The sequence below is a fragment of the Actibacterium pelagium genome (assembly GCF_002285415.1).
Taxonomy (GTDB): Bacteria; Pseudomonadota; Alphaproteobacteria; order Rhodobacterales; family Rhodobacteraceae; genus Actibacterium_B; species Actibacterium_B pelagium.
This window is the reverse complement of the sequence record NZ_NSBU01000004.1, coordinates 632,757-654,144: the sequence shown is the minus strand read 5'-3', so window position 1 is coordinate 654,144 and position 21,388 is coordinate 632,757. Positions and strand designations below refer to the sequence as shown.

General features: G+C 58.5%; 21 protein-coding genes. 11 read left to right on the top strand and 10 right to left on the bottom strand.

The features are described 5' to 3' along the window. The first annotated feature begins 130 nt into the window (after positions 1–130). The gene (locus CLM58_RS03390) at positions 131–1,585 is read left to right on the top strand and encodes a sialate O-acetylesterase (protein WP_095594480.1); all 1,455 of its coding nucleotides are present in this window, start codon (positions 131–133) and stop codon (positions 1,583–1,585) included. Here the strand turns inward: CLM58_RS03390 and CLM58_RS03385 are convergent. Next, positions 1,582–2,535 carry a glycosyltransferase family 2 protein gene (locus CLM58_RS03385; RefSeq protein WP_095594479.1) on the bottom strand — a complete coding sequence of 318 codons (954 nt, stop codon included), beginning with the start codon at positions 2,533–2,535 and terminating at the stop codon, positions 1,582–1,584. The genes CLM58_RS03390 and CLM58_RS03385 overlap by 4 nt on opposite strands. Beyond that, positions 2,535–3,428 (bottom strand): sulfotransferase family protein, encoded by an 894-nt coding sequence (locus CLM58_RS03380; RefSeq protein WP_095594478.1) that lies wholly within the window; start codon positions 3,426–3,428, stop codon positions 2,535–2,537. Before CLM58_RS03380 ends, CLM58_RS03385 begins: the two co-directional genes overlap by 1 nt. A gap of 84 nt (positions 3,429–3,512) precedes the next feature. On the opposite strand from CLM58_RS03380, the gene CLM58_RS03375 reads away from it, so the two are divergent. Further along, positions 3,513–4,826 (top strand): lipopolysaccharide biosynthesis protein, encoded by a 1,314-nt coding sequence (locus CLM58_RS03375; protein WP_095594477.1) that lies wholly within the window; start codon positions 3,513–3,515, stop codon positions 4,824–4,826. Here CLM58_RS03375 and CLM58_RS03370 read toward each other — a convergent pair. Together CLM58_RS03370 and CLM58_RS03365 are read right to left on the bottom strand one after the other, a co-directional pair. After that, positions 4,774–5,991 (bottom strand): hypothetical protein, encoded by a 1,218-nt coding sequence (locus CLM58_RS03370; protein ID WP_143226510.1) that lies wholly within the window; start codon positions 5,989–5,991, stop codon positions 4,774–4,776. The genes CLM58_RS03375 and CLM58_RS03370 overlap by 53 nt on opposite strands. Then, a complete protein-coding gene (locus tag CLM58_RS03365; RefSeq protein ID WP_095594475.1) occupies positions 5,978–7,828 on the bottom strand; it encodes an acyltransferase family protein in 1,851 nt (616 codons plus the stop codon). The genes CLM58_RS03370 and CLM58_RS03365 overlap by 14 nt, the downstream gene beginning before the upstream one ends. A gap of 81 nt (positions 7,829–7,909) precedes the next feature. On the opposite strand from CLM58_RS03365, the gene CLM58_RS03360 reads away from it, so the two are divergent. Further along, positions 7,910–8,704 (top strand): glycosyltransferase, encoded by a 795-nt coding sequence (locus tag CLM58_RS03360; RefSeq protein WP_095594474.1) that lies wholly within the window; start codon positions 7,910–7,912, stop codon positions 8,702–8,704. Here CLM58_RS03360 and CLM58_RS03355 read toward each other — a convergent pair. The 4 genes from CLM58_RS03355 to CLM58_RS03340 form a co-directional block, all read right to left on the bottom strand. Further along, positions 8,701–8,964: a spike base protein, RCAP_Rcc01079 family gene (locus CLM58_RS03355; RefSeq protein WP_095594473.1), complete on the bottom strand. Its 264-nt coding sequence runs from the start codon at positions 8,962–8,964 to the stop codon at positions 8,701–8,703. The genes CLM58_RS03360 and CLM58_RS03355 overlap by 4 nt on opposite strands. A 62-nt stretch (positions 8,965–9,026) precedes the next feature. After that, positions 9,027–9,488, bottom strand: coding sequence for a glycosyltransferase (locus CLM58_RS03350; protein WP_198950944.1), 462 nt, complete (start codon positions 9,486–9,488; stop codon positions 9,027–9,029). Positions 9,489–9,493: 5 nt separating this feature from the next. Next, positions 9,494–9,934, bottom strand: a complete 441-nt coding sequence (locus CLM58_RS03345; protein WP_095594471.1) for a glycosyltransferase family protein — start codon at positions 9,932–9,934, stop codon at positions 9,494–9,496. Continuing rightward, a complete protein-coding gene (locus CLM58_RS03340) occupies positions 9,931–10,584 on the bottom strand; it encodes a sugar transferase (RefSeq protein ID WP_095594470.1) in 654 nt (217 codons plus the stop codon). Before CLM58_RS03340 ends, CLM58_RS03345 begins: the two co-directional genes overlap by 4 nt. 167 nt (positions 10,585–10,751) lie before the next feature. Between CLM58_RS03340 and CLM58_RS03335 the strand changes: the two genes are divergently transcribed. From CLM58_RS03335 to CLM58_RS03305, 7 genes are all read left to right on the top strand, one after another. Beyond that, a complete protein-coding gene (locus CLM58_RS03335; protein ID WP_095594469.1) occupies positions 10,752–12,071 on the top strand; it encodes a GumC domain-containing protein in 1,320 nt (439 codons plus the stop codon). After that, positions 12,068–12,760 carry a P-loop NTPase family protein gene (locus tag CLM58_RS03330; RefSeq protein ID WP_095594468.1) on the top strand — a complete coding sequence of 231 codons (693 nt, stop codon included), beginning with the start codon at positions 12,068–12,070 and terminating at the stop codon, positions 12,758–12,760. The genes CLM58_RS03335 and CLM58_RS03330 overlap by 4 nt, the downstream gene beginning before the upstream one ends. Positions 12,761–12,828: 68 nt before the next feature. Then, positions 12,829–13,959 carry a capsular polysaccharide export protein, LipB/KpsS family gene (locus CLM58_RS03325; RefSeq protein ID WP_095594467.1) on the top strand — a complete coding sequence of 377 codons (1,131 nt, stop codon included), beginning with the start codon at positions 12,829–12,831 and terminating at the stop codon, positions 13,957–13,959. A gap of 77 nt (positions 13,960–14,036) precedes the next feature. Beyond that, positions 14,037–15,059 carry an aspartate-semialdehyde dehydrogenase gene (locus tag CLM58_RS03320; protein ID WP_095594466.1) on the top strand — a complete coding sequence of 341 codons (1,023 nt, stop codon included), beginning with the start codon at positions 14,037–14,039 and terminating at the stop codon, positions 15,057–15,059. A gap of 520 nt (positions 15,060–15,579) precedes the next feature. Next, positions 15,580–15,963, top strand: coding sequence for a hypothetical protein (locus CLM58_RS03315; protein ID WP_143226509.1), 384 nt, complete (start codon positions 15,580–15,582; stop codon positions 15,961–15,963). A gap of 56 nt (positions 15,964–16,019) precedes the next feature. Further along, complete coding sequence (locus tag CLM58_RS03310) at positions 16,020–17,405, top strand: leucyl aminopeptidase family protein (protein WP_095594464.1); 1,386 nt, start codon at positions 16,020–16,022, stop codon at positions 17,403–17,405. Between the two features lies 1 nt (position 17,406). Beyond that, complete coding sequence (locus CLM58_RS03305; protein ID WP_095594463.1) at positions 17,407–18,147, top strand: C40 family peptidase; 741 nt, start codon at positions 17,407–17,409, stop codon at positions 18,145–18,147. On the opposite strand, the gene CLM58_RS03300 is transcribed toward CLM58_RS03305, so the two are convergent. Further along, the gene (locus tag CLM58_RS03300; protein ID WP_095594819.1) at positions 18,144–18,491 is read right to left on the bottom strand and encodes a DUF2794 domain-containing protein; all 348 of its coding nucleotides are present in this window, start codon (positions 18,489–18,491) and stop codon (positions 18,144–18,146) included. The two genes, CLM58_RS03305 and CLM58_RS03300, sit on opposite strands and share 4 nt — an antisense overlap. Positions 18,492–18,832: 341 nt before the next feature. Between CLM58_RS03300 and proC the strand changes: the two genes are divergently transcribed. Then, on the top strand, positions 18,833–19,651 hold the full coding sequence (gene proC, locus CLM58_RS03295; RefSeq protein ID WP_095594462.1) for a pyrroline-5-carboxylate reductase: 819 nt from the start codon (positions 18,833–18,835) through the stop codon (positions 19,649–19,651). Here the strand turns inward: proC and CLM58_RS03290 are convergent. After that, complete coding sequence (locus CLM58_RS03290; RefSeq protein WP_158221841.1) at positions 19,648–21,369, bottom strand: ABC transporter ATP-binding protein; 1,722 nt, start codon at positions 21,367–21,369, stop codon at positions 19,648–19,650. The two genes, proC and CLM58_RS03290, sit on opposite strands and share 4 nt — an antisense overlap. Positions 21,370–21,388 lie beyond the last annotated feature (19 nt).

Sequence of the window (21,388 nt, the reverse complement as noted above, 5' to 3'; positions counted from 1 at the left end):
GGAGTACATCCAGCGTCGAAGATTTGCAAGGGGCATTGCGCCTGAATCCGCATCAAACCGTCTCCGGCGAACGGTCGGGAAGGAAATCGGAAAGGACTTGGTTCTCAGAGTCCCCATGACACAGTGAAACATGCGGGGCGAAACTATGGATCTGGGGCTTTCTTTTGGATCGACACAGGTGGCAATTGGGGACGAAGCGGTTCCCACTGGCAGCTTGGATGTCTTTGTCGTGATCGGGCAATCGAACGCGGTTGGCTATGCGACGGATGATGGTGGAGCGGGTTATCCCTCTGGCAGCCAACATTGGAGCAATGCTGGCGCGTGGGAGCCGATCGGCTTTCGTCTGGACCATGGACCCTGGGAAGACACTGCCGCAGCGAACCAATTCGGCTTTGCCAAGGGCTTCGCGACAAGTTTTGCGGCAGCGAACCCTCTTTCCGATCTTCTATTTATCGGCGCCGCCGATGGTGGTACCGGGTTTTCGACCGGGCATTGGAATCCGGGAGACAGCCATTATCAGGCCGTGATCGCAAGGATTAACGCGGCGATGGCGGCGGCACCGGTCGGGGCCGTGTTGCGCGGTTTCCTGTGGCACCAAGGTGAAAGTGATCGCGGGTTTGCGACCTATGACAGCGCCCTCTCGCAACTGATCACCAACCTTCGTACCGACGTTGTCGCAGCTTCGGCCGCGACGCCGTTCATCGCAGGTGGCCACGCCACAGATGGGGCATGGTGGGATGACCTGATCCAGCGTAGCGTGCAGGCCTTGCCTTCGACCCAAGCCTATTGCGGTTACGCGGACATTTCTTCGCCATCCGAGCCAGTGATGGGGGACGGCGTTCACTTTGATGCCGTCAGCACCCGCGCCTTGGGTGCGGCCTATTTCGAGGCGTATCAGCGGGCTCGGGTCAATGGCTCTGTCGCGCCGTCGGGCACGATCACGACGGGCGCATCGGTCTACGCCGACCTCACCTCATCCGCTGGCTGGTCCGCAACCGGGATATCGGTCGGGGGTGCCGCCAGTGACAGGCTGGTCCTGATTTCAATCGGCAGCCGCCACGACAGCACCCTGCCACGCCCCGAAAGTGTACATCTTGGCGGAGTACCTGCGATGCGCGTTGTCGCGCGTAGCACGGGCCGTGTGTCTGGCACCAACGTCGCGCTGTATTGCGCACACCTGCCCGAAGGAACAAGCGCCGATCTGGATATCGTCTTCGACTTTCAGCCACAGCAGGCTGGCGCTGTCTTGTTGCCAATCTATGGGGCCCAGACTCCATTGGCCTCTGTCGACGGATACGGGTTTGACGTGGGATTGGCCGGGCATGGCACTTCAATCTCTACCACCCTGTCCGCACAGGTCGGAGACCTTGTTTTTGCCGCGTCCGGAGCGATTGCACCCGGGGGTGCCAGCGGTCAGATCAATCTTGGCAATACCACCGATAACTTTATCAGCGGCACAAACCGCAGCCTGCATACAGGGCATCAGATTGTTCCGACGGCGGGCATCCAGACTGTCACCTGTGACTTCGGTGCGACCGTCGTGAACTATCCAACCATCGCTGCCATGGCTTTGCGCCCAATCTAAGGACCTGCAGACCGGTTCAGCCGCCGCTGGTCCTGCAGCAACACTTGCATCCCCCAATTGCCGTAGATCCGGGCCAACCAAGACTTGACCCGGCCCTTTATCGGATGGGGATGCAATCGCGCGGCCTGCTCCAGAAGTCTGCGCCGGGACTGGCCCTGTTTCAAATAGGCCAGTCGAAACAAAGCACCGCTTAATCTTTGGCGTAGAATCAGGCGCTGACCGGGGGGCATCGGCAGCGCCTCTAACCCTTTCAGGCTACGCACCTGCGCCTCGATCGCGGCGGCGGGCAGCGTCACCTCGACATCAGTCAACCCGCCGTCGTTTGGCAACCTTCTAACAATAGCCATGACGGAAGAGTTCACCGTAATCCCGCAGCATAGCGCCAATCGGCAGAACAGGTCCGTATCTTCTAAATAGGTCATCTCTTCGTCAAAGCCGCCGACCCTGTCGAACGCGTCCCGATGGATCGCAGCCCCTTGCGTGGTCATTCCCGAAATGACGAACTGCAACGGATCCGTCAGCACTCCCCGATGCGTCGCGCGCGCCGCCGCGGGCTTCAGGTCGAAAAGATTGCGCGTTTCGGTCGGGGTTTCATACATCACATTACCAAGATGAACCTGCGTCTTGGCATCAATGGCCTGAAGATCCTCACGCAGCATCCGCATACGATCTGGAACCCACAGATCGTCAGAATCCAGAAAGGTGATCCACTCACCGGTCGCTGCGCGAACACCTGCATTGCGCGCGGCGGACACTCCGGCATTAGTCTGGCGTATCACCGTGATCTGACCCAGAAACGGGTGCAACGCAGCCTGCAAATCGTCGGTGGACCCGTCATCCACCACAATCACTTCGTCTGGCGCGCCCGGCTGAGACAGGATCGAACGCAAGGCTTCGGGAACGCAATGCGCGCGGTTATAGACGGGAAGAATGGTTGAGATACGGGGCATCAGGCAATCGCTTTCGTAAAGGTGCTCAACTCATTGGCCAGTGGTCGCGGGATGGCATGGATCATCCCCTCTGCCATCTCGCGCTCTTCAGCGGAAAGGGCCAAGGTCCATTTCGATTGCGCTTGCCGGACCTTTCCACTGATCGCGGCCGATTTCCAAACCTCTCGCGGTTCGGCAAGGCCGGAACCAAGATACGTTGGCTCTGACATCTGTTGTAAGCCCAACCGATATTCGACTGAGCGCAAAACAGGTTCGGGATCTTGGGCCAAGGTCTCGTATGACAGAAACAACTGACGCGGCAGGCCAACTGCGCGGGCGCTGTCCTGCATCGAGGCATTCCAGTTGTCTACTGCCCGCTCGACACAGGTGAATATCTGCGCCCAAGGGTCCGGATAGCGCTGCGCTGCATCGCGGATCGACGCCACCGTCTGTTTCGGGCCACGGATCACATGGATCACCCAAGCGCCAGGGACATAGCGCAGGATTTGCGGAACGTAATGCACATGGATGGGCGTCTTCTCCAGCCAGCCGCTACACCCGTTTTCGGCCGCTAACTGATCCATCCCGTTAACGAAATCCGCTGCCGCCAAGGCCATCCCGACACGTCCCTTGCGCTGCGGCGCAGGCAGGGCGCCCGTCGTTTGCCACTCCATTCCCGTACTGACCCGCAAGACCTCTCGTAGCCGCGATCGGAGATCGCGCACAGCAGGTCGGCGCTGTTGCGTCTGGGGGAACATGCGTGGCTCTACATTGCCGATTAGATTGGCAAAAAACCGGGTCTCTGGCAGCGAATAAAGGCCCAGCCGTTCCGAGATCAGGCGCTGTGCCAAGGTGGTCCCACTGCGGGCACAGCCGACGACAAAGACCCGAGTCGGAGAGGAATCATTTCGCATTGCCAGCGTCCTTTATGGGCTTTTTCTTAGAATTTGAGGTAAGTCGTTGAGAATTCGTTAAGCCCTTCCCGGCCCAATGATCCCATGGCTCTCAACCCCAAAACCCAAAGCTCTCTGTCCCGGCACACTTTCTGGGGCGTGGGGCTTCGCTTTACTGGTCTGGCTTTGCAACTTGTGACCGGAATTTTCGCCGCGCGCGTCATGGGAGCGCAGGAGTTCGGCGCCTATGTTTTAGCTCATACAATTGTTCTGCTGGCCGGGGGGGCAGTGCATTGGGGGCAAGGCGATTTGGCCCTGCGCGTTTTGCCCAAAGCTTCTGCGAAGACCGCCCGCCGCCTGCTTTGGAACAGCGTCATGGCAACCGCCACCTCCGTCACGCTTGCGGTTCCTGCGCTTTGGGCGGCCGAACTTGCGGGCGCGCGACTTGCCCCCGGTTGGGTCTTGGTTGGAACACTTCTGGCGCTGCATGGGGGATGCCTGACCCTTGCCGCGTTGCTTTCTGCCTGCGACCGGGTGCTTTGGGTGCAAGTGATCGAGGCCGCTTTGCGACCGGCAGCCATGCTGGCATTAATCGGAGCCTCAGCCCTGTTTGATCTCTCGCTTGACGCCACTCTCTTGTTCCAGTGCGGCATCGCCGCTGCGGGGTTGTCATTTGGACTAATGGCCGTCTGCTTGACCATAACTTGGAAAAGGCGCGTTCCGGCAACAGGCTCCTCACCATTGCCGCGAATATCTCAGGGGTTTCCCCTGCTGGCGACAGGCTGGTCCAGCTTGTTTCTATCTCAGCTGGACCACTTGGTCGTCGGGCTTGTTCTTGGGAATACTGCGCTTGGACTTTATCGCGTTGCGTCGCGCGCTGCGGGGCTTGTGGGGCTGGTTCAACAGGTCGCAACGCAGGTTTTGGGGCCGCGCCTGTCGCATGCATTGGCAGCAGGGAAAGTGTCGGCAGCGCGAGGATTGACCGCAACGTCCGCCCAAGCCGCGACCGCAGGCGGCCTTGGGGTCGCAGCGATTATCATGATATTGAGCAGCCCTTACCTGCAGTATCTGGGGCCTGACTATCAGCAGGCGAAGCACCTGATACCGATAATGACCCTGACGCAAATCTGCGCATTGCCCTTCGGATCAGGGGCACTGGTGCTGATCCTGACCCGGAATGAAAGCAGGCTTTTGAAGATCAACTGTTTTGCCGCCATTTTCGGTGCATGCACCACAGCTATCGCCGCCCATCTGTTCGGTCTGATCGGGGTTTCGATCGCTTTGCTGGCATTGCTTCCCGCGCACAAAGCGCGGCTTCGGCACGTCGTCCTCAAAACCAAGGGGCCCGATCCCGCGATTGAATTTCCTAGCTGGGCTCGGACTGGGTCAGGAAAGCAGAGGCGCCTAGGAAGAAGCTGAAAAAGGCGAACATGACGCCCCAGATGTGGACGGTGCAGATTCCCACGGACAAAGCCACCAACGCAGCACCCACCCCCAGACGGCAGTGTGCGACCTGCTTTTCTGCGGGGCGCGCAGATACCACCCCCCAGAACCGGGACACAACAGCCAACCCCATCAACATTGCCCCGGGCATTCCGTACCTTAGCCCCTGCAAGAGCCAGAAGTTGTCAACGCTGTCGGTCACAAACCACTCTGGTCGTGCCCAGTCGTTCATCCCGATCCCGATCCATGGGTTGGCGATGATATTTTCGGTGACAAAACGAAAGGTCAGCAGCCGCCAATGGGCGTTATGAGGGCTGAAGCTGAGCCAATTTGCCAGAACCTCGGGGATTGAACGGTCAGAAAGCGCCTCAAGCACCAGATACCCGCCAATCGTGCCCAGCCCCAAAACCCACCAATGGATCGGCCCCGGGCCCCAGACCCGGCGCCAGAGGATCAAGCCCATGGCAATTGCCAAAACCAACCACGCCCCTGCCGACAGCGAAAAGAAAACCGCAATGCCAGCGACCAACGCAAAGCGCTTCATACCCGCAGTGAAAAGCAAGATGGCCGATACTGCGGCGAAACACCCAAACAGGATCGGGTGCTCAAAGACGGTCTGTGCGCGCCAAAGCCCCAAGCGCTCTTCCAACGGCCACGGATAGGTGTCGCCCAGCCACTCTGTGATCGGGCGCAGGGGCTGAACTTGCCAGATCGCCTCTGTCGCGGCCAAGCCCGTCAGGACGCAGATCGCAACTCCTAAGCACTTCAACATTCTCAGATAGGACGAATGATCCCGTATCAACAATCGCCCGATCAGATAGGGGATCGCCGTTTCCAAAGCTGTAAGAACCGCAAAGGAAAGGCGTTCGGTGCCATGGTGAAGCAGCAGAAGCAGTGGCGCCCAAAGGCAGTAGGCCAATACCACAATATCCGTGACCTGCAGGCGCAATCCTGCCCTGAACGCGATCGTCATCAGCGGCATCGAGACGAAGATCAGAAACAGGCGCAGCGGGGATAGAAGGACATCTCCCCAATTGAAGGTCAGGGGCACCAGCATCGCAATCAGGAAGGCAGTGACCATAGAGGTCGCGCGCCCTTCAAGCCCAGGGCGCACCAAAAGCGTGCCATTACTTTGCGACATGCCACACCATTGTTTTCGACGTTGATTGAGGGGTCAGTAGCGCGGAAATACGAGAGACAACATATTCAGCCCCCTCGGCCGTGAAGTGCCCATAGTCGAACTGTAGCGGCACCGTCCCAACCCGTGTTTTGCAAGGGCCGTTGGGGCAGAGCAACTCTATCAGGGAAACATATGTGGCCGATGTGCCAGCCAAGGCTTGGCGGACCCTTGCATCCAATTGGGGCAGTTTCGGATCAGCGCGCCATGGCGCCGTTTCGCGACCAGTCCATGCGTCCCGGGCCAACTGTTGGGGCAAGCCGCCGGGGTATTCCGGTACTGGCCCTAAAACCAGAACCCGACCAGAAAGCCGATCAATTGTCGCGGACAATTCCGAAAGCTCCTCTGCCTGCCACCGGGCGCTGATCACCCAAAGATCAGGGCGTTGCAACCGCAGGGTCTTGGTCATCAGGGCGGCACAATCACCTTCTGGATTTTCGGCAATCAACGGCCGACACCCGGCCATTGTTACCTGCCCCAACTGCCAATCCGCTTGCTTGCGCAGGGCTGCCGACAGATGCGCCGCGTGGCTATCCCCGATCAGCAGAATTTGCGGTCGTCCATCTCGTGGTGGCAAGCAGGTCAAAGAATCAAACGCTGCGGCCCCTTCCCTTGTCTGATCTGTGATGAAACACCTGTGCAGCAGTGTTTGGCCGTAGAATGAGTGGCGCTCTTTGTAATCTGCATAGGCCGACAACTCGACCACGGTCTGCGGATACATACCCCGCCAAAGAGATTGAGGCATCAAGGCGACTGCGATGATCAGCCCGACAACTGCGCCGATGGTGACGGGCCGAACGCACCCCGCTCGCATCGCTGGCTGCTCGACCCAGCGCGTCACACCCGCAGCCAAACCCATGCTTATCGCCGCCAATAGCAGCTTCTCTGTCCAGCTGGTGTCAGGCCCCCACAGTAATCTGGCGAAAACGATTACCGGCCAATGTATCAGGTATAGCGTGTAAGATCGGGCCCCAATCCAAGTTGGCAGTGCGCCACCCAATAGCCGCGCAACGGGGCCGGTCCGGGGCGCTGAAATCAGAAGCCCCGTCCCGATGGTGACCCCAATTCCGGCCCAAAACGGCACTGACGGCGCGGCCACCAGCCCCCCGACCAAAACCGCAATCCCGGCACCACTTGCCCAATGGCCAGCCCGGACGGTACCGATAGCGATAAAGGCCCCGAAACCGAACTGCCAAAACCGGGTCGGCATCCAATAAAACCCAGCCTTCGGGTGAAATGCATGCGCAAAGAGGGCCAGCGCAAAGGACAGAGCGACAGCACCGCCCAGAAACACATACCACCACGTCTTGCTGATCCAGCGCCGCACCAACAGTAGAAACGGCGCGATCAGATAGAACTGTGCTTCGACACCCAAGGACCACAAGTGCAGCAAAGGGCTGTCATGAGCCGCGGTAGAGAAATAATCGAAGCTGCTCCAGAAAAAGAAGTTTGGCACAAGAAGGGCGGTCGCCAGCAGAGATTGGCCAAGAAAGGACAGTTCTGGCGGCAAAAGGACGAAAGGTGCGATCAACACCACCCCGAAAAGCGCCGTAATCAGTGCGGGGGCCAACCGCATCACCCGCCGCAGAAAGAATGTTCGCAAAAGCTGCGTCCCCGCCTGTTTGGGATGCAGCAGGCTGTGGAAGATCAGATAGCCGGATAGGACGAAGAAGATATCGACCCCCAAGTAACCGCCTTGCCACGGCAGACCCAAGTGAAACGCCAGAACTGACAGGACGGCAAGCGCCCGCAGCCCATCCAATCTGGGGTCGCGGTCAGAATTTCGGCACAGTGGTCGCATCGGCTTATCCGGTGGCTATGACCTCTGAATGCCTGAGAATGGTTAACCCCCAGTTTACCAAGTTTTGCCAGCCTGAAACCGATGACGAAGCCCATTCCGAAACCGCGGCCGACCTTGGCGCTTGTCTGTGCCTGTAATGACGCCCAAGTCTTACAGCGCAACCTGATGGTCTCTGACCTCGTCGGACAGGTGGAGGAGCTGCATCAGGAATGGAATGCGCCGTCAGCCTCCGTGGCCTATAACCGTGCTTTGGATCGAACCACGTCCGATCTCATAATATTTGCCCATCAAGACGTTTACTTCCCCCCCGGCTGGCTGTCTCAGCTTTGGGAAACACTAGATTGGCTTTCAGAGAATGATCCACACTGGGGTGTGCTTGCACCGTTTGGCATGGTTGGGGACCAACACAGAGGCGCGGTCTACAGTACCAGCCTGTCTGGGGTGGTGGGCACGCCCGTGGCCGCCCCCCTTCGCACCTCAAGCGTTGATGAGCTGGTGATCATCCTCAACCGCGCTTCCGGCCTGCGGTTTGACCCCGCACTGCCCGACTGGCACCTCTATGGCACCGACATCGTTCAGACCGCCGGGGCAAACCGAATGGAGGCATGGGTCGCGCATTTGCCGGTGGTCCACAACGACAGGTTCCACGGCTATCTGGGCAAGGGGTTTGCGCGCGCCTATCGCGCAGTTTGGCGAAAGTGGCGCAGGGAACTACCTGTACGCACCCCCGTTCTGTGGCTGCGCTGGCATGGGCTGGATCTGGCCCTCTATCGCCTGCGCGCATGGAAATCGCGACGACAACGCAAAGAAAGGGCCGGTGACACCGCCACCGACCCGAAAGTCTTCTCCGCTGAATGCGGGTGGGAGACCGCCTAGTACAGCCCCCGGATCGTTCCAGCGTCGGTCCCTGTTGCAAAAACCCGGGTCACGCGCACCGGAAAGGCAATACCCGCCGCAATGAACAGGTCCGCGACCGTGCCGTCAGAGGTCGCAACCCGAACCGTTCCCGATTGCCCTACATTCAGGGCGCGGGTTGTGACGGCCAGATCTGTGCTGTCACTTGGGATAATCTCTTCGATGCCCGTGGCCGGGCTGCTGAGGCTGGGGGCGGTGCTGGAAAAATTGTCAATTGGCATGGCGTGTCCTTCCTTGGAATGGCCGAAGAACCTTGTGCCGACCCGGTAAGAAGTTTCTTACGCTACCGTACGCTGCTTTGACTGACGAAATCCTGAAGCTGCGCCAGAAGCTGTTGTTTATGCTCGGTTGGCCCGGTTTGTGGCCCCGTTAGAGGGCATGCCAGAAACCCGCCAAGCGCTTTTTCCGACCAAGCAATGTCGACCCCAACGCGACCCCACAACTGTCTGGCTGTCGCCAGTTGATGATCGTTCCGGTGTTCGCCAAAGTCCGCACGTCGCGGCATCAATATCAGGGGCTTGCTCCAACGCCTTGCAGCCAAAACCGACCCCATCCCGGCATGGGCCACGATCACGCGAGCTTGTTGGGCGGCTTCTTCAAAAGCCTCCGGCCTCATAAAATCAGCGGTCTCAAATGGGTAAACCCCACTGTCGGACCCAACCTGCGCGACGACCTTTTCATCTAGGTCGAGTTCGGCAATCGCGTTCACCAATCGCGGGAAGGGAAACTGTGTTCCAACGGTCACAAAGATCACAGCAATGACCCATAGTATTGCGACCCGGTTCTGGCACTGACCTCGGGCCATTGCGTCAGATGTAGGTCACTGACCGGTCGCACAAAGCGGCCTGATTGCGACAGCGCCTCTGCATTTGCCAATGAATCCACCCAGATCGTCCGCGCGCCGATCATGCGCCCGACGGCCAAGGCAATTGCTCCGGGCAATGCTCCGGTCGAGACAACAAAATGTGGCCGCAAGGTGAGAGCTATCCGAACAAGCTGGAAGAAACACACAAGGGCCCGGATGGGCGTATGACGGTTGCAATCCACAACCCGTCTAACCTGTCGGTCATTCTGGGTTTCTGCCCCCGCGCAGACCAGATAAGTGTCCATCTCTTCGAACGCTGGTAAAAGCTGCCAAAGCTGTTCCCAATGCCCACCTTGGGAAGACACAGCAAGAACCCTTGGCTTCATACGCCGGTCCCCCGCCAAACCACCACAAGCGTCCGAAACAGGATCTGAATGTCGACGGTAAAGCTCATCGCGGATTCGTAGATCGTGTCGAAGGTACCACGCGCGCCGAAAAGGCTTTGCCCCCGCCCTGAAATTTGCCAAAGCCCGGTCAAGCCCGGCCGCATGCGGTAATAAGTGCGCTCTGGATAGCGGTCCGCTTGCTCTGGCAATATCGGGCGCGGGCCGACCAACGCCATTTCGCCAAGCAGGACGTTCAGAAGCTGAGGCAGCTCGTCCAAAGATGTTTTGCGCAAGAACCGTCCCAATGGCGTGACGCGCGGGTCGTCTTGCAGTTTTTGAATGCGGTCCCATTCCCGACGCGCTTCGGGATACGTCTGCAAATGGGTTTCAAGGGCGCATTCTGCATCGGAAACCATGCTACGCAGTTTCCACATACGAAAAGGCCGACCCCCGCGGCCCAAACGCCACTGGCTGTAAAAGGGGGCTCCTCCGTCGAGCATGATCAGTACAGCCAGAACGGCGACAATTGGCAGGACCAAGGGCGCAGCCATCAAGACCAAAGCTATCTCGAAAAACGGTTTGAAATAGGGATAAATCCGCACCTTTGAGGTGGTCACGATTTCCGGGCCGATACCGGTTTCAAAGCGCATGACGCCTACTCCATCGTTTCCCTCGCAATTAAGTCAAATACAAGGGAACTCTTAACAAAGGCTTAGTGTTTGCGGCCGATCCGCCCGACCAGACCCGCTTTAAATTAAAGAGAATTTTAAGATTCATTTGCGCAAATTTAGGATATTGCTTTGGGAAGAGGCCTACCGTGCCCGACTTCATTCACAACCTTTGGTGTGACATCCGTTTTCGACGTCGGCTTTTTGGGCTGGTCGTTTTCGCGTGTCTCCTTCTGTCATTGCTTGTGTCCCTGTATCTCCCCCGCGGGTACCGGGCCGAGGTTTGGCTATTGCTCGACGCGACGCCCGCCGCGACCAGCCTGGCCCCCGGTGCGACTGCCATTCGGCCAGCCGCCGAGCTTGAGATCGCCGAACGGGCGTTGATGACCACTGAGACGCTTGTGACGGTCGCAAGCCATTCCGGAATACATAAGACCCTGAACAAGGCCGAAACGGCTGAAGCTATGCGAGCCGCCATCAGAACCCGAAGGCTGATCGGCGGTAATAGGGCCAGCCTGTTGCACATCACCTTCGTACATTCAGATCCGGCAATTGCGCGCGAAACCGCAGAAGCTTTGGCGCGACAAGTTCTGGCGTCCGACATTAAGCGACAAACAGCACGGGCAGATCAAGCCGTTCGCTTTGCCTCATTGGCCGTTGCAGGTAGTGCCGAAGAACTGGCGTGGCTGGACGCTGAAATCCTGACCTTGCGGCAAAGCGCGGGCGAGGCTTTTCCCGACACGATCCCGTCACGGCTTGCCCTTCGGGCAGAACTGCAATCTCAGTTGCGGCAAGTGGCAAATGACCGATTGAAACTTGAAGCAGAGTCCGACGCGGCCGCACAGGAAGAAGCAGAACGGGTCTTTGTCCAACTTCAGCGCGCGCGTCAGGAACGCCAGCGCGCGGAAGAGTTCAGCCCACAGGGCTCTGCGCGAATGGTGCTTCTGGACGCGCGGATCGCCGAACTGGATGAAACTTTGAAACGGCTGACCAGTGGGGATGCGGTCTTTGCGACTCTTGCTGCCCAGATCAGCTTGATGAAATCACAAGAGCGCGCCCTCCAAGACGATTTGCAGACCCTTCAACAGTCGATCGAGGCTACCCCAGAGAACGCGGGTCGGTTAGAGGCTTTGCTACGTCAAAGGGGCATGGCGGAGCTTCAGCAAAGCAAGACCCTGACGGCCCTGAACACCGCGCAGTCCTGGCAAGAAGCCATTCGATTGGGCGCGGCCAATCGTTGGTCCTTGGTCGATGTGCCACTAGCGCCGCGAACCCCAGAAGGAATAAGCCTGTTGGTTCTGGCGATCGGCTCTGCCGTTCTCAGTCTTTTGGCGGGCGTGGGGGCCGTGTTGGCTATCAGTCATTTCAGCCAAACCATTCGCTCCCCGTATCAGATCACCGAAATACTGGGGACGGGGCCCCTTTTGGAAATCCCACCGTTCCAAATCGAGAAAGAGGCACTCTCATGACGACTGTGCTAAGCGCATCTGCCCGCTCGGAACCGACACTTCAGATGTCGTCCAATGTCGCCTGGAACGGGATACCATTTGCAGCGAACCCGAGTTGGCCGGACCCGCTTCAACCCCATGCCGATCATCTGGCCATTCGGGTGCTTCGTCAGTCAGAAGCTTTGAAGCTGCGGCGTATCGGCATCGCTGCGCCTCGGAATCAAAAGTCAGAGACGTCACTGACCAGCCTGCTACTACAAGGATTTCGGCACTTGGAAGGAACGAAGGTCTTTGCCTTTGATCTGAACACCGGATCAAACGGGTTCACCGCTTTTCTGGCTCGAAAAGCTGTACCAGCCCAAACCAATAAGCAGATGACGACGGCCTCATTCCGCCTCGCTCCGAATTTGGCGGTTAGTCAGATCGCTGATCCGGCGATCTCGTCGATGTCCTGTCTGACCTCATATGCAACGCTAGATGAAATCGATCAGATTGATGCAGAGTTCCAACCCGACCTGATGTTGTTCGACCTACCCGCCCTTCTTGATCACCCCGATGCGCTGGCGGCCGCGCCAATGTTGGATGGACTGTTGATCTGCGTACCCTCTGACGTGACGACGGAACGAGACTTATCCATGTGCAGGGACCGGTTCGAAGGCATCCTGCCAATTATTGGTTCGGTTCTGACCGAAAGTCGCGGCATGATCTAAGCCTCCGGCGATTGCCTGTCCCAAGCGCAAGCGATACACCTTGGGCAGCACCAACAGGCAGACCGATCATGATTACCTATCTCGCGGGGTGGGCCCGCAAGAAAGACACTCTGTTCGCCTCGGTCGCAAAGACCGCTGGCGGCGGACGCCGTTTGCCTGTCATTGGCCTGTCTTTTCGGGGATTTCCCGAAAGCACGGCACGTGCCAGCGACGCTCTGGCGGTGGCCAAACGTCAACCCAAAGGGCCGGTCGGACGCTGGTTGAAGTTCCACCTGATCCGCGCCCAGTACAATTGGGCACGTCGCTATTTCACTCGACACAACGACCAGATTGCCATGTGCTGGAACGGGCTTACGGGCTCTCGCCGTGCCTTCATGGACGGTGCGAAGGACGCAGGTGTAAGGCGCTTGTTCGCAGAGCTTGCGCCGTTCCCGAACCGCTGCACACTGGACCCCGAAGGAGTGAATGCGCTGAACGGCCTGCCACGCGATCCGGGATTTTATCTGGACTGGGGAGACCAGTCGCCTGACCGCCAAGGGGACGATTGGCGCGAGCTGGGTGCAAACCTGACGGCGCGGGCGTCTCGTCGAAAGGACGTCGGCCAAGCCGGGTCCGAGGCGCTGGAAGAGGCCGGAAAATTCCTCTTCTGTCCGCTGCAAGTGCCCAACGACAGTCAGATCACGCTGTTTTCAGACTGGGTCGGATCGGTTCCCGGTATGCTGGATGCTCTGGCCAAGGCAGCCAAGACACTGCCAGAGGGCTGGCACGTTCGGATCAAGGAACACCCGTCGGCCAAAACATCCTTGGCCGAACCCCTGCAATCCGCCCTTGCCACGGCAAACGGACGGTTGGTCGTCGACAACCAGACAGACACCTTTGCGCAGGTCGCGGCCAGTGGCGGAGTGATCACCATCAACTCTTCCGTTGGGCTTCAGGCGTTCTTTTATGACCGCCCGGTTATCACGCTTGGACAGGCTTTCTTCGCACTGCCCGGGCTGGTTCAATCGGCACGCTCATTGGACGCGCTGAAAGACCTGCTTTCCAAGCCAGAAGCGCTTGGATTTGATCCGGCTTTGCGCGGTGCGTTCATGACCTACCTCGATCAAGTCTACTACCCGCGCACCGAAACAGACGCTGACGGTAACGTCACCGTCGACCCAGAGGCTGTGCGCCGATTGATACAGGGTCGCGCCCTTTAATATAAGCCTCTTCCCCCTGCCAGCGGATTGCGATATTGGTCCGCGCCAGTCATCCAGACGTAAGTAGGAGAGCCGTTATGGGCTATAAAATCGCCGTCGTTGGCGCCACCGGTAACGTGGGCCGCGAAATGCTGAACATCCTGGCAGAGCGCCAGTTCCCCGTCGACGAAATCGCTGTTCTGGCGAGCCGTCGTTCCCTGGGCACCGAGGTAAGCTTTGGCGATCAGACCCTGACCACGAAGGATCTGGATAAGTTTGATTTCGCAGGCTGGGACATGGCGCTGTTCGCTGTGGGCTCTGAGGCGACCAAGACCTATGCGCCGAAAGCGGCCGCGGCTGGCTGTGTCGTGATCGATAACAGCTCTCTTTACCGCTATGATCCGAAAATCCCGCTGATCGTACCGGAAGTGAACCCCGACGCGATCCACGAGTATAAGAACAAGAACATCATCGCGAACCCCAACTGCTCGACCGCGCAGATGGTTGTGGCGCTGAAGCCGCTGCACGACCGCGCCAAGATCAAGCGCGTTGTCGTGTCGACCTATCAGTCGGTGTCCGGTTCGGGCAAAGACGCAATCGACGAGCTGTGGGACCAGACCAAAGGCATGTACGTGCCGGGTCAGGAGGTCGCGCCGAAGGTTTACCCCAAGCAGATTGCCTTCAACGTCATTCCGCATATCGACGTCTTCCTTGAAGACGGCTCGACCAAGGAAGAATGGAAGATGGTCGCCGAGACGAAGAAGATCATCGACACCTCGATCAAGGTCACCGCGACCTGTGTCCGAGTTCCGGTATTTGTTGGCCATTCGGAATCGATCAACATCGAGTTCGAAGACTTCCTGGACGAAGACGAAGCCCGCGACATCCTGCGCGAAGCGCCGGGTATTCTGGTCGTCGATAAGCGCGAAGCCGGTGGCTATACCACCCCGGTCGAATGCGTTGGCGACTATGCAACTTTTATCAGCCGCATCCGTCAGGACTCGACCGTCGAGAATGGAATCAACCTGTGGTGCGTCAGCGACAACCTGCGTAAGGGTGCGGCGCTGAATGCTGTCCAAATCGCAGAGTTGCTGGGCAATAAGGTTCTGAAAAAGGGCTGAACTATTCAAAAGTATAGCGGCGGTATACCTTTTACCGCCGCTATATGACGGGTTAGCTCCCCACTCCAATCTCAAAAATGGTAAAAATGTGACTGTAATCGATTCAAACAGGATGGCCGACCACGTGGGGCGGTTCGGAAATCCAAGTTGTTTGACCGATCACAGGTTAGGTTGGATTGTCTCCATAGGTCCAAACTAAACCTTGTTATACTGCCGGTCGGAACCGTTGCGCATTATAGGGACGAGCTTCATTTCGCCTTGTTCCGGTGATCACAACCAGGGCATCCGCGCCCATCCAGACCGGAACTACCACTCACGCGGATATTGAACCATCGACCACCGGTCGGTGGTTCTTTTCTTTTCAGCGCCATGGCAATCCAAAAGAACAAGCTTAACAGGCCGTTTCAAAGCTCTGCCGCATTTGCCCGAAATCGAAGGTATTTCGCTGTTCCAATGAAAGACTTTGTTGAAGGCCGCCGGTGATCCTTTGCGCACGCGCTTGGAATCAAAGGGGTTCGCGATGGTGGAAAGAATTCAAAGGCTTAACCCACGAGAGTATTTGCAGGTTGATGCTGATCGACTTGCCGAGGTTTATCTTCGGGTGGGTCTGGAAAAAGGGGAACAGCGCGTCGCGCAGACGGTAAATGATCTGACATGCCTTCTGGACCATCTGCGGGCCGTCTCTCGTACGGGGCGGCTTGGGGCTACGGCCAGATCGGCCGGACGACTGCACTCGGCAGCACAAACCATGGGTCTGACCAGCTTGCAGCGTGTGACGACCGATGTGCAAAAACTTTGCCAGAATCCCGACCCCGTCGCGATGAACGCGGTCTTGCTGCGTCTGGAACGTGTGGCAGACAGTTCGATCAAAGTGATCTCGGAACTTCAGGCCGAGATTGGTTGACCCTTGCAGGCGATGTTCAGAACGATAGGTTTGAACAAAAGCCTGAAAGGACAACCATGTATCCCGAATTCGAACAGGGCGATGCCGCCTCCTGCCCGATTCATGTGATTGAGCAAGACAAGGCAGAGGAATGGATCGCCTCTCACCCCAAGGCGCAGGCGGACTGGCTGCGCAATTCCGGGTTCACGGGAAAGCTTGGAGAAAGCTGCCTTTTGCCGGATCCGGACGGGTCAATTTCCGCGGTCGCCGTTGGGTTCGGGCAAGCGCCCGCGCGCAAACGCGGTCGGTTCCATTTGGCCGGATTGGCGTCTTCACTTCCCGAGGGCGTCTATCATCTTGAGGCCGACGAGATGGAGGCTCAGGCCAAAAGCGAATTCGCCTTGGGTTGGCTGTTGGGCCAGTACCGGTTTGATCGCTACAAGGCCTCGGCAACGCCGAAAGCGCGCCTGAAAGCCCCTGCAGGCGTCGATGCGGACAGGCTGACCAAGATTGCAGCGGGCGAATGTTTGACCCGCGATCTGATCAACACCCCGACATCTGACATGGGGCCGGATACGCTGGCTGGTGTGATTCATGGCTTGGGTAAAGAGTTCGGGGCCGAGGTCACAGAGGTTCTGGGCGACGAGCTGCTGTCGCAAAACTTTCCGCTGATCCACACTGTCGGACGCGCATCGACTACACCGCCTCGGTTGCTGGACATGCGGTGGGGCAAAGCTGGCCCCGCACTGACCCTTGTTGGCAAGGGTGTCTGCTTTGATACCGGTGGCCTGAACCTGAAGCCCGGCGCCTCTATGGGGTTGATGAAAAAGGATATGGGCGGTGCGGCCACCGTCCTTGGACTGGCGCGCATGATTATGTCTTTGGGCCTGCCACTGCGCCTGCGCGTGCTGATCCCGGCGGTTGAAAACAGTGTCGCTGGCAACGCGTTTCGCCCCGGCGATGTTCTGACATCGCGCAAAGGTCAGACGATCGAGATCAACAATACAGATGCCGAAGGCCGACTTGTTCTGGCCGACGCGCTGGCGTTTGCAGATGAAGAGCCTGCGGATTTGATCCTGTCGATGGCCACGCTGACCGGGGCCGCGCGGGTGGCAGTCGGCCCGGACCTTGCGCCGTTCTACACCGACGACGACAGCGCGGCTGGGAAGCTGGCCGAAGCCGCTGCAAAGGTCGCCGATCCGGTCTGGCGGATGCCTTTCCATGACCCCTACGAGCAGATGATCGAACCCGCGATAGCCGATCTGGACAATGCGCCCGCCGGGGGTTTTGCCGGGTCTATCACGGCCGCCCTGTTCCTGCGTCGCTTCGTGGACACGGCCCCATACATGCATTTCGACATCTACGGCTGGCAGCCTGCCGCCGCCCCCGCCCGCCCCAAAGGTGGTGTCGGCCAAGGCGCGCGCGCCGTGCTGGAAGCGCTTCCCAAACTGCTGTCGATCTAGAATGGAGTTGCGCGTTACATCACCGGTCACCGACCTGCTGCCCAAACCAAACACCGGGCGTACGCGTCAGTTGGTTTATGGTGAGGCGTTTCAGGTCGAACAGTCCGACGGGGACTATGCCATCGGCCGTGCCAGCCGAGACGGTTATCACGGTGCCATCCTGCAAAGCGAATTGGGAGTGTCAGAGCCCCCGACCCATCGCATCGCGGTTCCGGCCTCGCACAGCTATGGCTCGGCCGATTTCAAGAACCCGGACGCGCAACCGCTGTCCTTTGGCAGCCAACTTCGCGTCGTCTCGGCGCAAGGAAATTTCTTTGAAACAGCACAGGGCCGCTTTGTTCCCAAGCCCCATCTGCGTCCGCTAAACGCGCCATTCGCCGATCCGGTTACGGTGGCGCAAATGTTCTTTGGAACCCCCTACCTGTGGGGTGGAAATTCGATCTGGGGTATCGATTGTTCCGGGCTTGTGCAAATGGCCTTTTTGTCAAGCGGGCGGGATTGCCCCGGTGACAGCGGCCCGCAGCAGGATCAGCTTGGCCGTCTTCTGCCCCCTGGTAGCGGGTTTGAACGCGGTGACCTGCTTTTCTGGAAAGGGCATGTCGCGCTGGTCGTGGACCCACATACATTGATCCATGCCAACGCCCACCACATGGCCGTGGCCTATGAGCCATTGAGCGACGCTCTGCGCCGGATCGAGGAACAGGGCGACGGGCCGCTTCTGGCCCATAAAAGAGTGGATTAATCGACGGGTCGGATTAGCTTGCGCTCCAACACGCGCAGCACTGTCCGCAGGTCTTGCCCGCGCTTCAAGATCTGACCATCCATGCCAATCACCGAATACTGGCCCTGCTTGTTGCGAAGCCTTGGGTCTTTTTCGATCCGGTACAGCGGCTGTTCAGCGGCCCGACGGAAAACGGAAAACACGGCGCGATCGCGCAGGAAAGACATGCCATAGTCCCGCCACTCACCGGCGGCGACCATCCGTCCGTAAAGCGACATGATGACCCCAAGCTCGCGCCGGTCAAAAGTCACCTGCTCTGGAACAGAGCGTTGCTGCGGGAACGGCGTCGGCGTTTGAATGGTCATAAGATTACCGTGCGTGCGTTTCCCAAACAAATCAACCCATGCCGCAGTTTCGCCCGGAAAAGACCCCTTAGTTTTCTCATACTGTCCCAGATCATGCCGGTTTCGTTGGCGAACCTTGACCTCATAGCGAAATGCTAGTTCGGTCAGACGGGTCTCAGCCCCCACCCTATCTCGTCCGACCGAATAGGAAAGAGGAACCCCTGCCCTTTGCGGCAGGGGTTTTCTTTTGTAGCTCGCCGGGCACCCCAAAATCACGTGCGACACCGAACGCGCAAAGGGTCTGGAAGTGGGCTTTGGGGGCTGTTAAGCCAGTTGAGAAACATGAAATCTGGGGGCGAAGCATGGAAGCGCTGAACAAAAACGGAATGGTTCTTATTGGCTGCGGGCGCATGGGCTCTGCATTGCTGGCGGCCTGGCTGGACACTGGCCTAGCGCATGAAGCAGTGACCGTGGTTGAACCCTACCCTTCGGACTGGCTGAAAGAGCAGGCTGCCAAAGGGTTGCGTCTGAACGCTGACATCCCAGCAAACCCCGCCGTTTTGATTCTGGCGACAAAACCGCAGATGATGAAAGAAGTCATGGGACAGATTGAGGGCGATTTCGCTGATACGCTCTTTATCTCGGTCGCGGCTGGTACCCCGATCTCCTTCTTCGAAGCTGAACTGGGCGCAGATGCCAAGATCGTGCGCGTCATGCCGAACACGCCTGCGCTTTTGAAAAAGGGCGTCTCTGCATTGGTCGCCAATAAAGCTGCCCAAGGGGCGCCCTTGGCCGCAGCACAAGACTTGATGACCGCCGTCGGTGTGGTCGAAATTCTGACCGACGAAGAAGACATTCACGCGGTCATCGGGCTTTCGGGCTCTGGTCCGGCCTATGTCTTTGCCTTTGTCGAAGCTTTGGTTGCCGCAGGCAAGGATGCAGGGCTAGAGGAAGACCTTGCCTTCCGTCTGGCGCGCGACACACTTGTCGGGGCAGCAGCCATGATTGGGGACAATTTCGCGGAAGTGGCGACACTGCGTGAGAACGTGACCTCTCCGGGCGGCACCACGGCGGCAGCACTGAAGGTTTTCGCCGAGAGCGAGCCCAACCTGAACGCTCTGGTCTCGGCCGTGGTCAAAGCCTCGAAAGACCGCAGCATCGAATTGGCTGAAATGGCCTAGGCTTCGGCCGTGTCGTCCATCGCGGCAGCAAACAGGTTCTGATAAGACTCGTTCTCGGCCTCTAGCTGTTGCTGCGGGCCGAAAGCCACGACCTTGCCGTGATCCAGCATCAGGATCTTGTCGACATATGCCAACGTCGCGGGGCGGTGCGTGGCAAACAGAACGATCTTGTCCGCGAAGCCTGCGCTGAGGCGCTCCATGATCCTGCGTTCGTTTTCGACGTCCAGCGCGCTGGTCGCCTCGTCGAAGACAAAGACGCGGGCGTCTTTCAGCACAGCGCGGGCAATGCCAACGCGCTGTTTTTGACCGCCAGACAAGCCCGACCCATTGGGGCCGACATTGGTTTCCAGACCATCGGGCAACATGTCCAGCACCGGCTGCAGGGCTGCGAATTCGATGGCACGGGCCAGCTCTTCGTCGATTGCGTCGGGCTTGCCATCCAGTATGTTTTCGCGCAGCGTGCCCTCGAACAGGAAAACATCCTGACTGATCAGGGCGACCGCGTTGCGCATCGCCTCGTCCGTTACCTCGCGCAGGTCAGTGCCAGCCAAACGAATATGCCCCGAAGTCGGATCGTAGAAGCGCATGACCAGATCAACCAGCGTGCTTTTGCCTGCCCCAGACCGGCCCACCAATGCGATCTTTTCGCCCGGGTTCAAAGTTATGTTGACCTCTGACAGGGCCTTAACCCCGTCTTCGGCGGTCTCATAGGCAAAGGAAACCGCGTCAAATTCCAGCGCTCCGGGACCTTCGGGGAAGGTCTTGTCGCCCGCAGCAGGACGGGTCGGCGGGGTTTCGATGATCTCGTACATGTAGCCGGCCTGCACGACGCTTTTCTGGATTTGCACCAGAACCTTCGAGATCCGTTCTGCCGGTTGGTAGGCCAGCAGGAAGGCGGTAATGAAGGCCGTAAACTCACCGGGGGTTTTGCCCATGCTCAGGGTCTGCCACGCGGCGTAGACAACAAAGCCACCCAGAACCAAACCGCCGATGAATTGCAGCAGTGGCACGGTGGCGGCAGTGATCTTGGCGATACCCAGAATACGGGTTTCCAGCTTGTCGATCGCCTCGTCGAACTTGGCGTAGGTCTTGTCTTCAAGACCATAGCTTTTGACGGTGCGCACGCCCTGAAACGCCTCTGTCCCGACACCCATATAGGCGCCGGTCAACTCTGTCTCTTCGGCAGCGACCGAACGGATCCGCTTGGACAAAGTGCCCACAATCCAGAAGATCAGTGGGAAAACGATGCAGCTGATCAGGCTCATCAGCGGGTCCTGCATGACCATCACGCCCACAAGCGCCAATAGCGTCAGCGTCTCGGTCAAAAGCTTGTTCGAGACATTCACCACAACGTCACCACAAGCCGCCCCCAGTTGCTGCACCCGCCCCATGAAGGTGGCAGAATGCTGGCGGGTCAGGTACCAGACGTCTTTTTCCATCAGCTTTTGGAACAGCATCCGCTGGTATCCGGCCGCAATGACCCGCTGGAATGTCACGGAAAGAACGCCGTTGCCGTATTCAAACAGACTTTTGAAGAATGAGATCAGCACCACCAGACCGGCCACGTAGAAGGCCGCCTTGGTATCACCATCAACGAAGACCTCGTTCACGATCAGCTTGGTGGAATAGGCCAGTGCGCCAGTGAAGGCCGAGACGCCAATCATGCAGAAGATAGACAGCAGGTATAGCTTCCAGCGCGGAACCAAAGATTCCCTCAACAGTCGCTTGACGATGCTC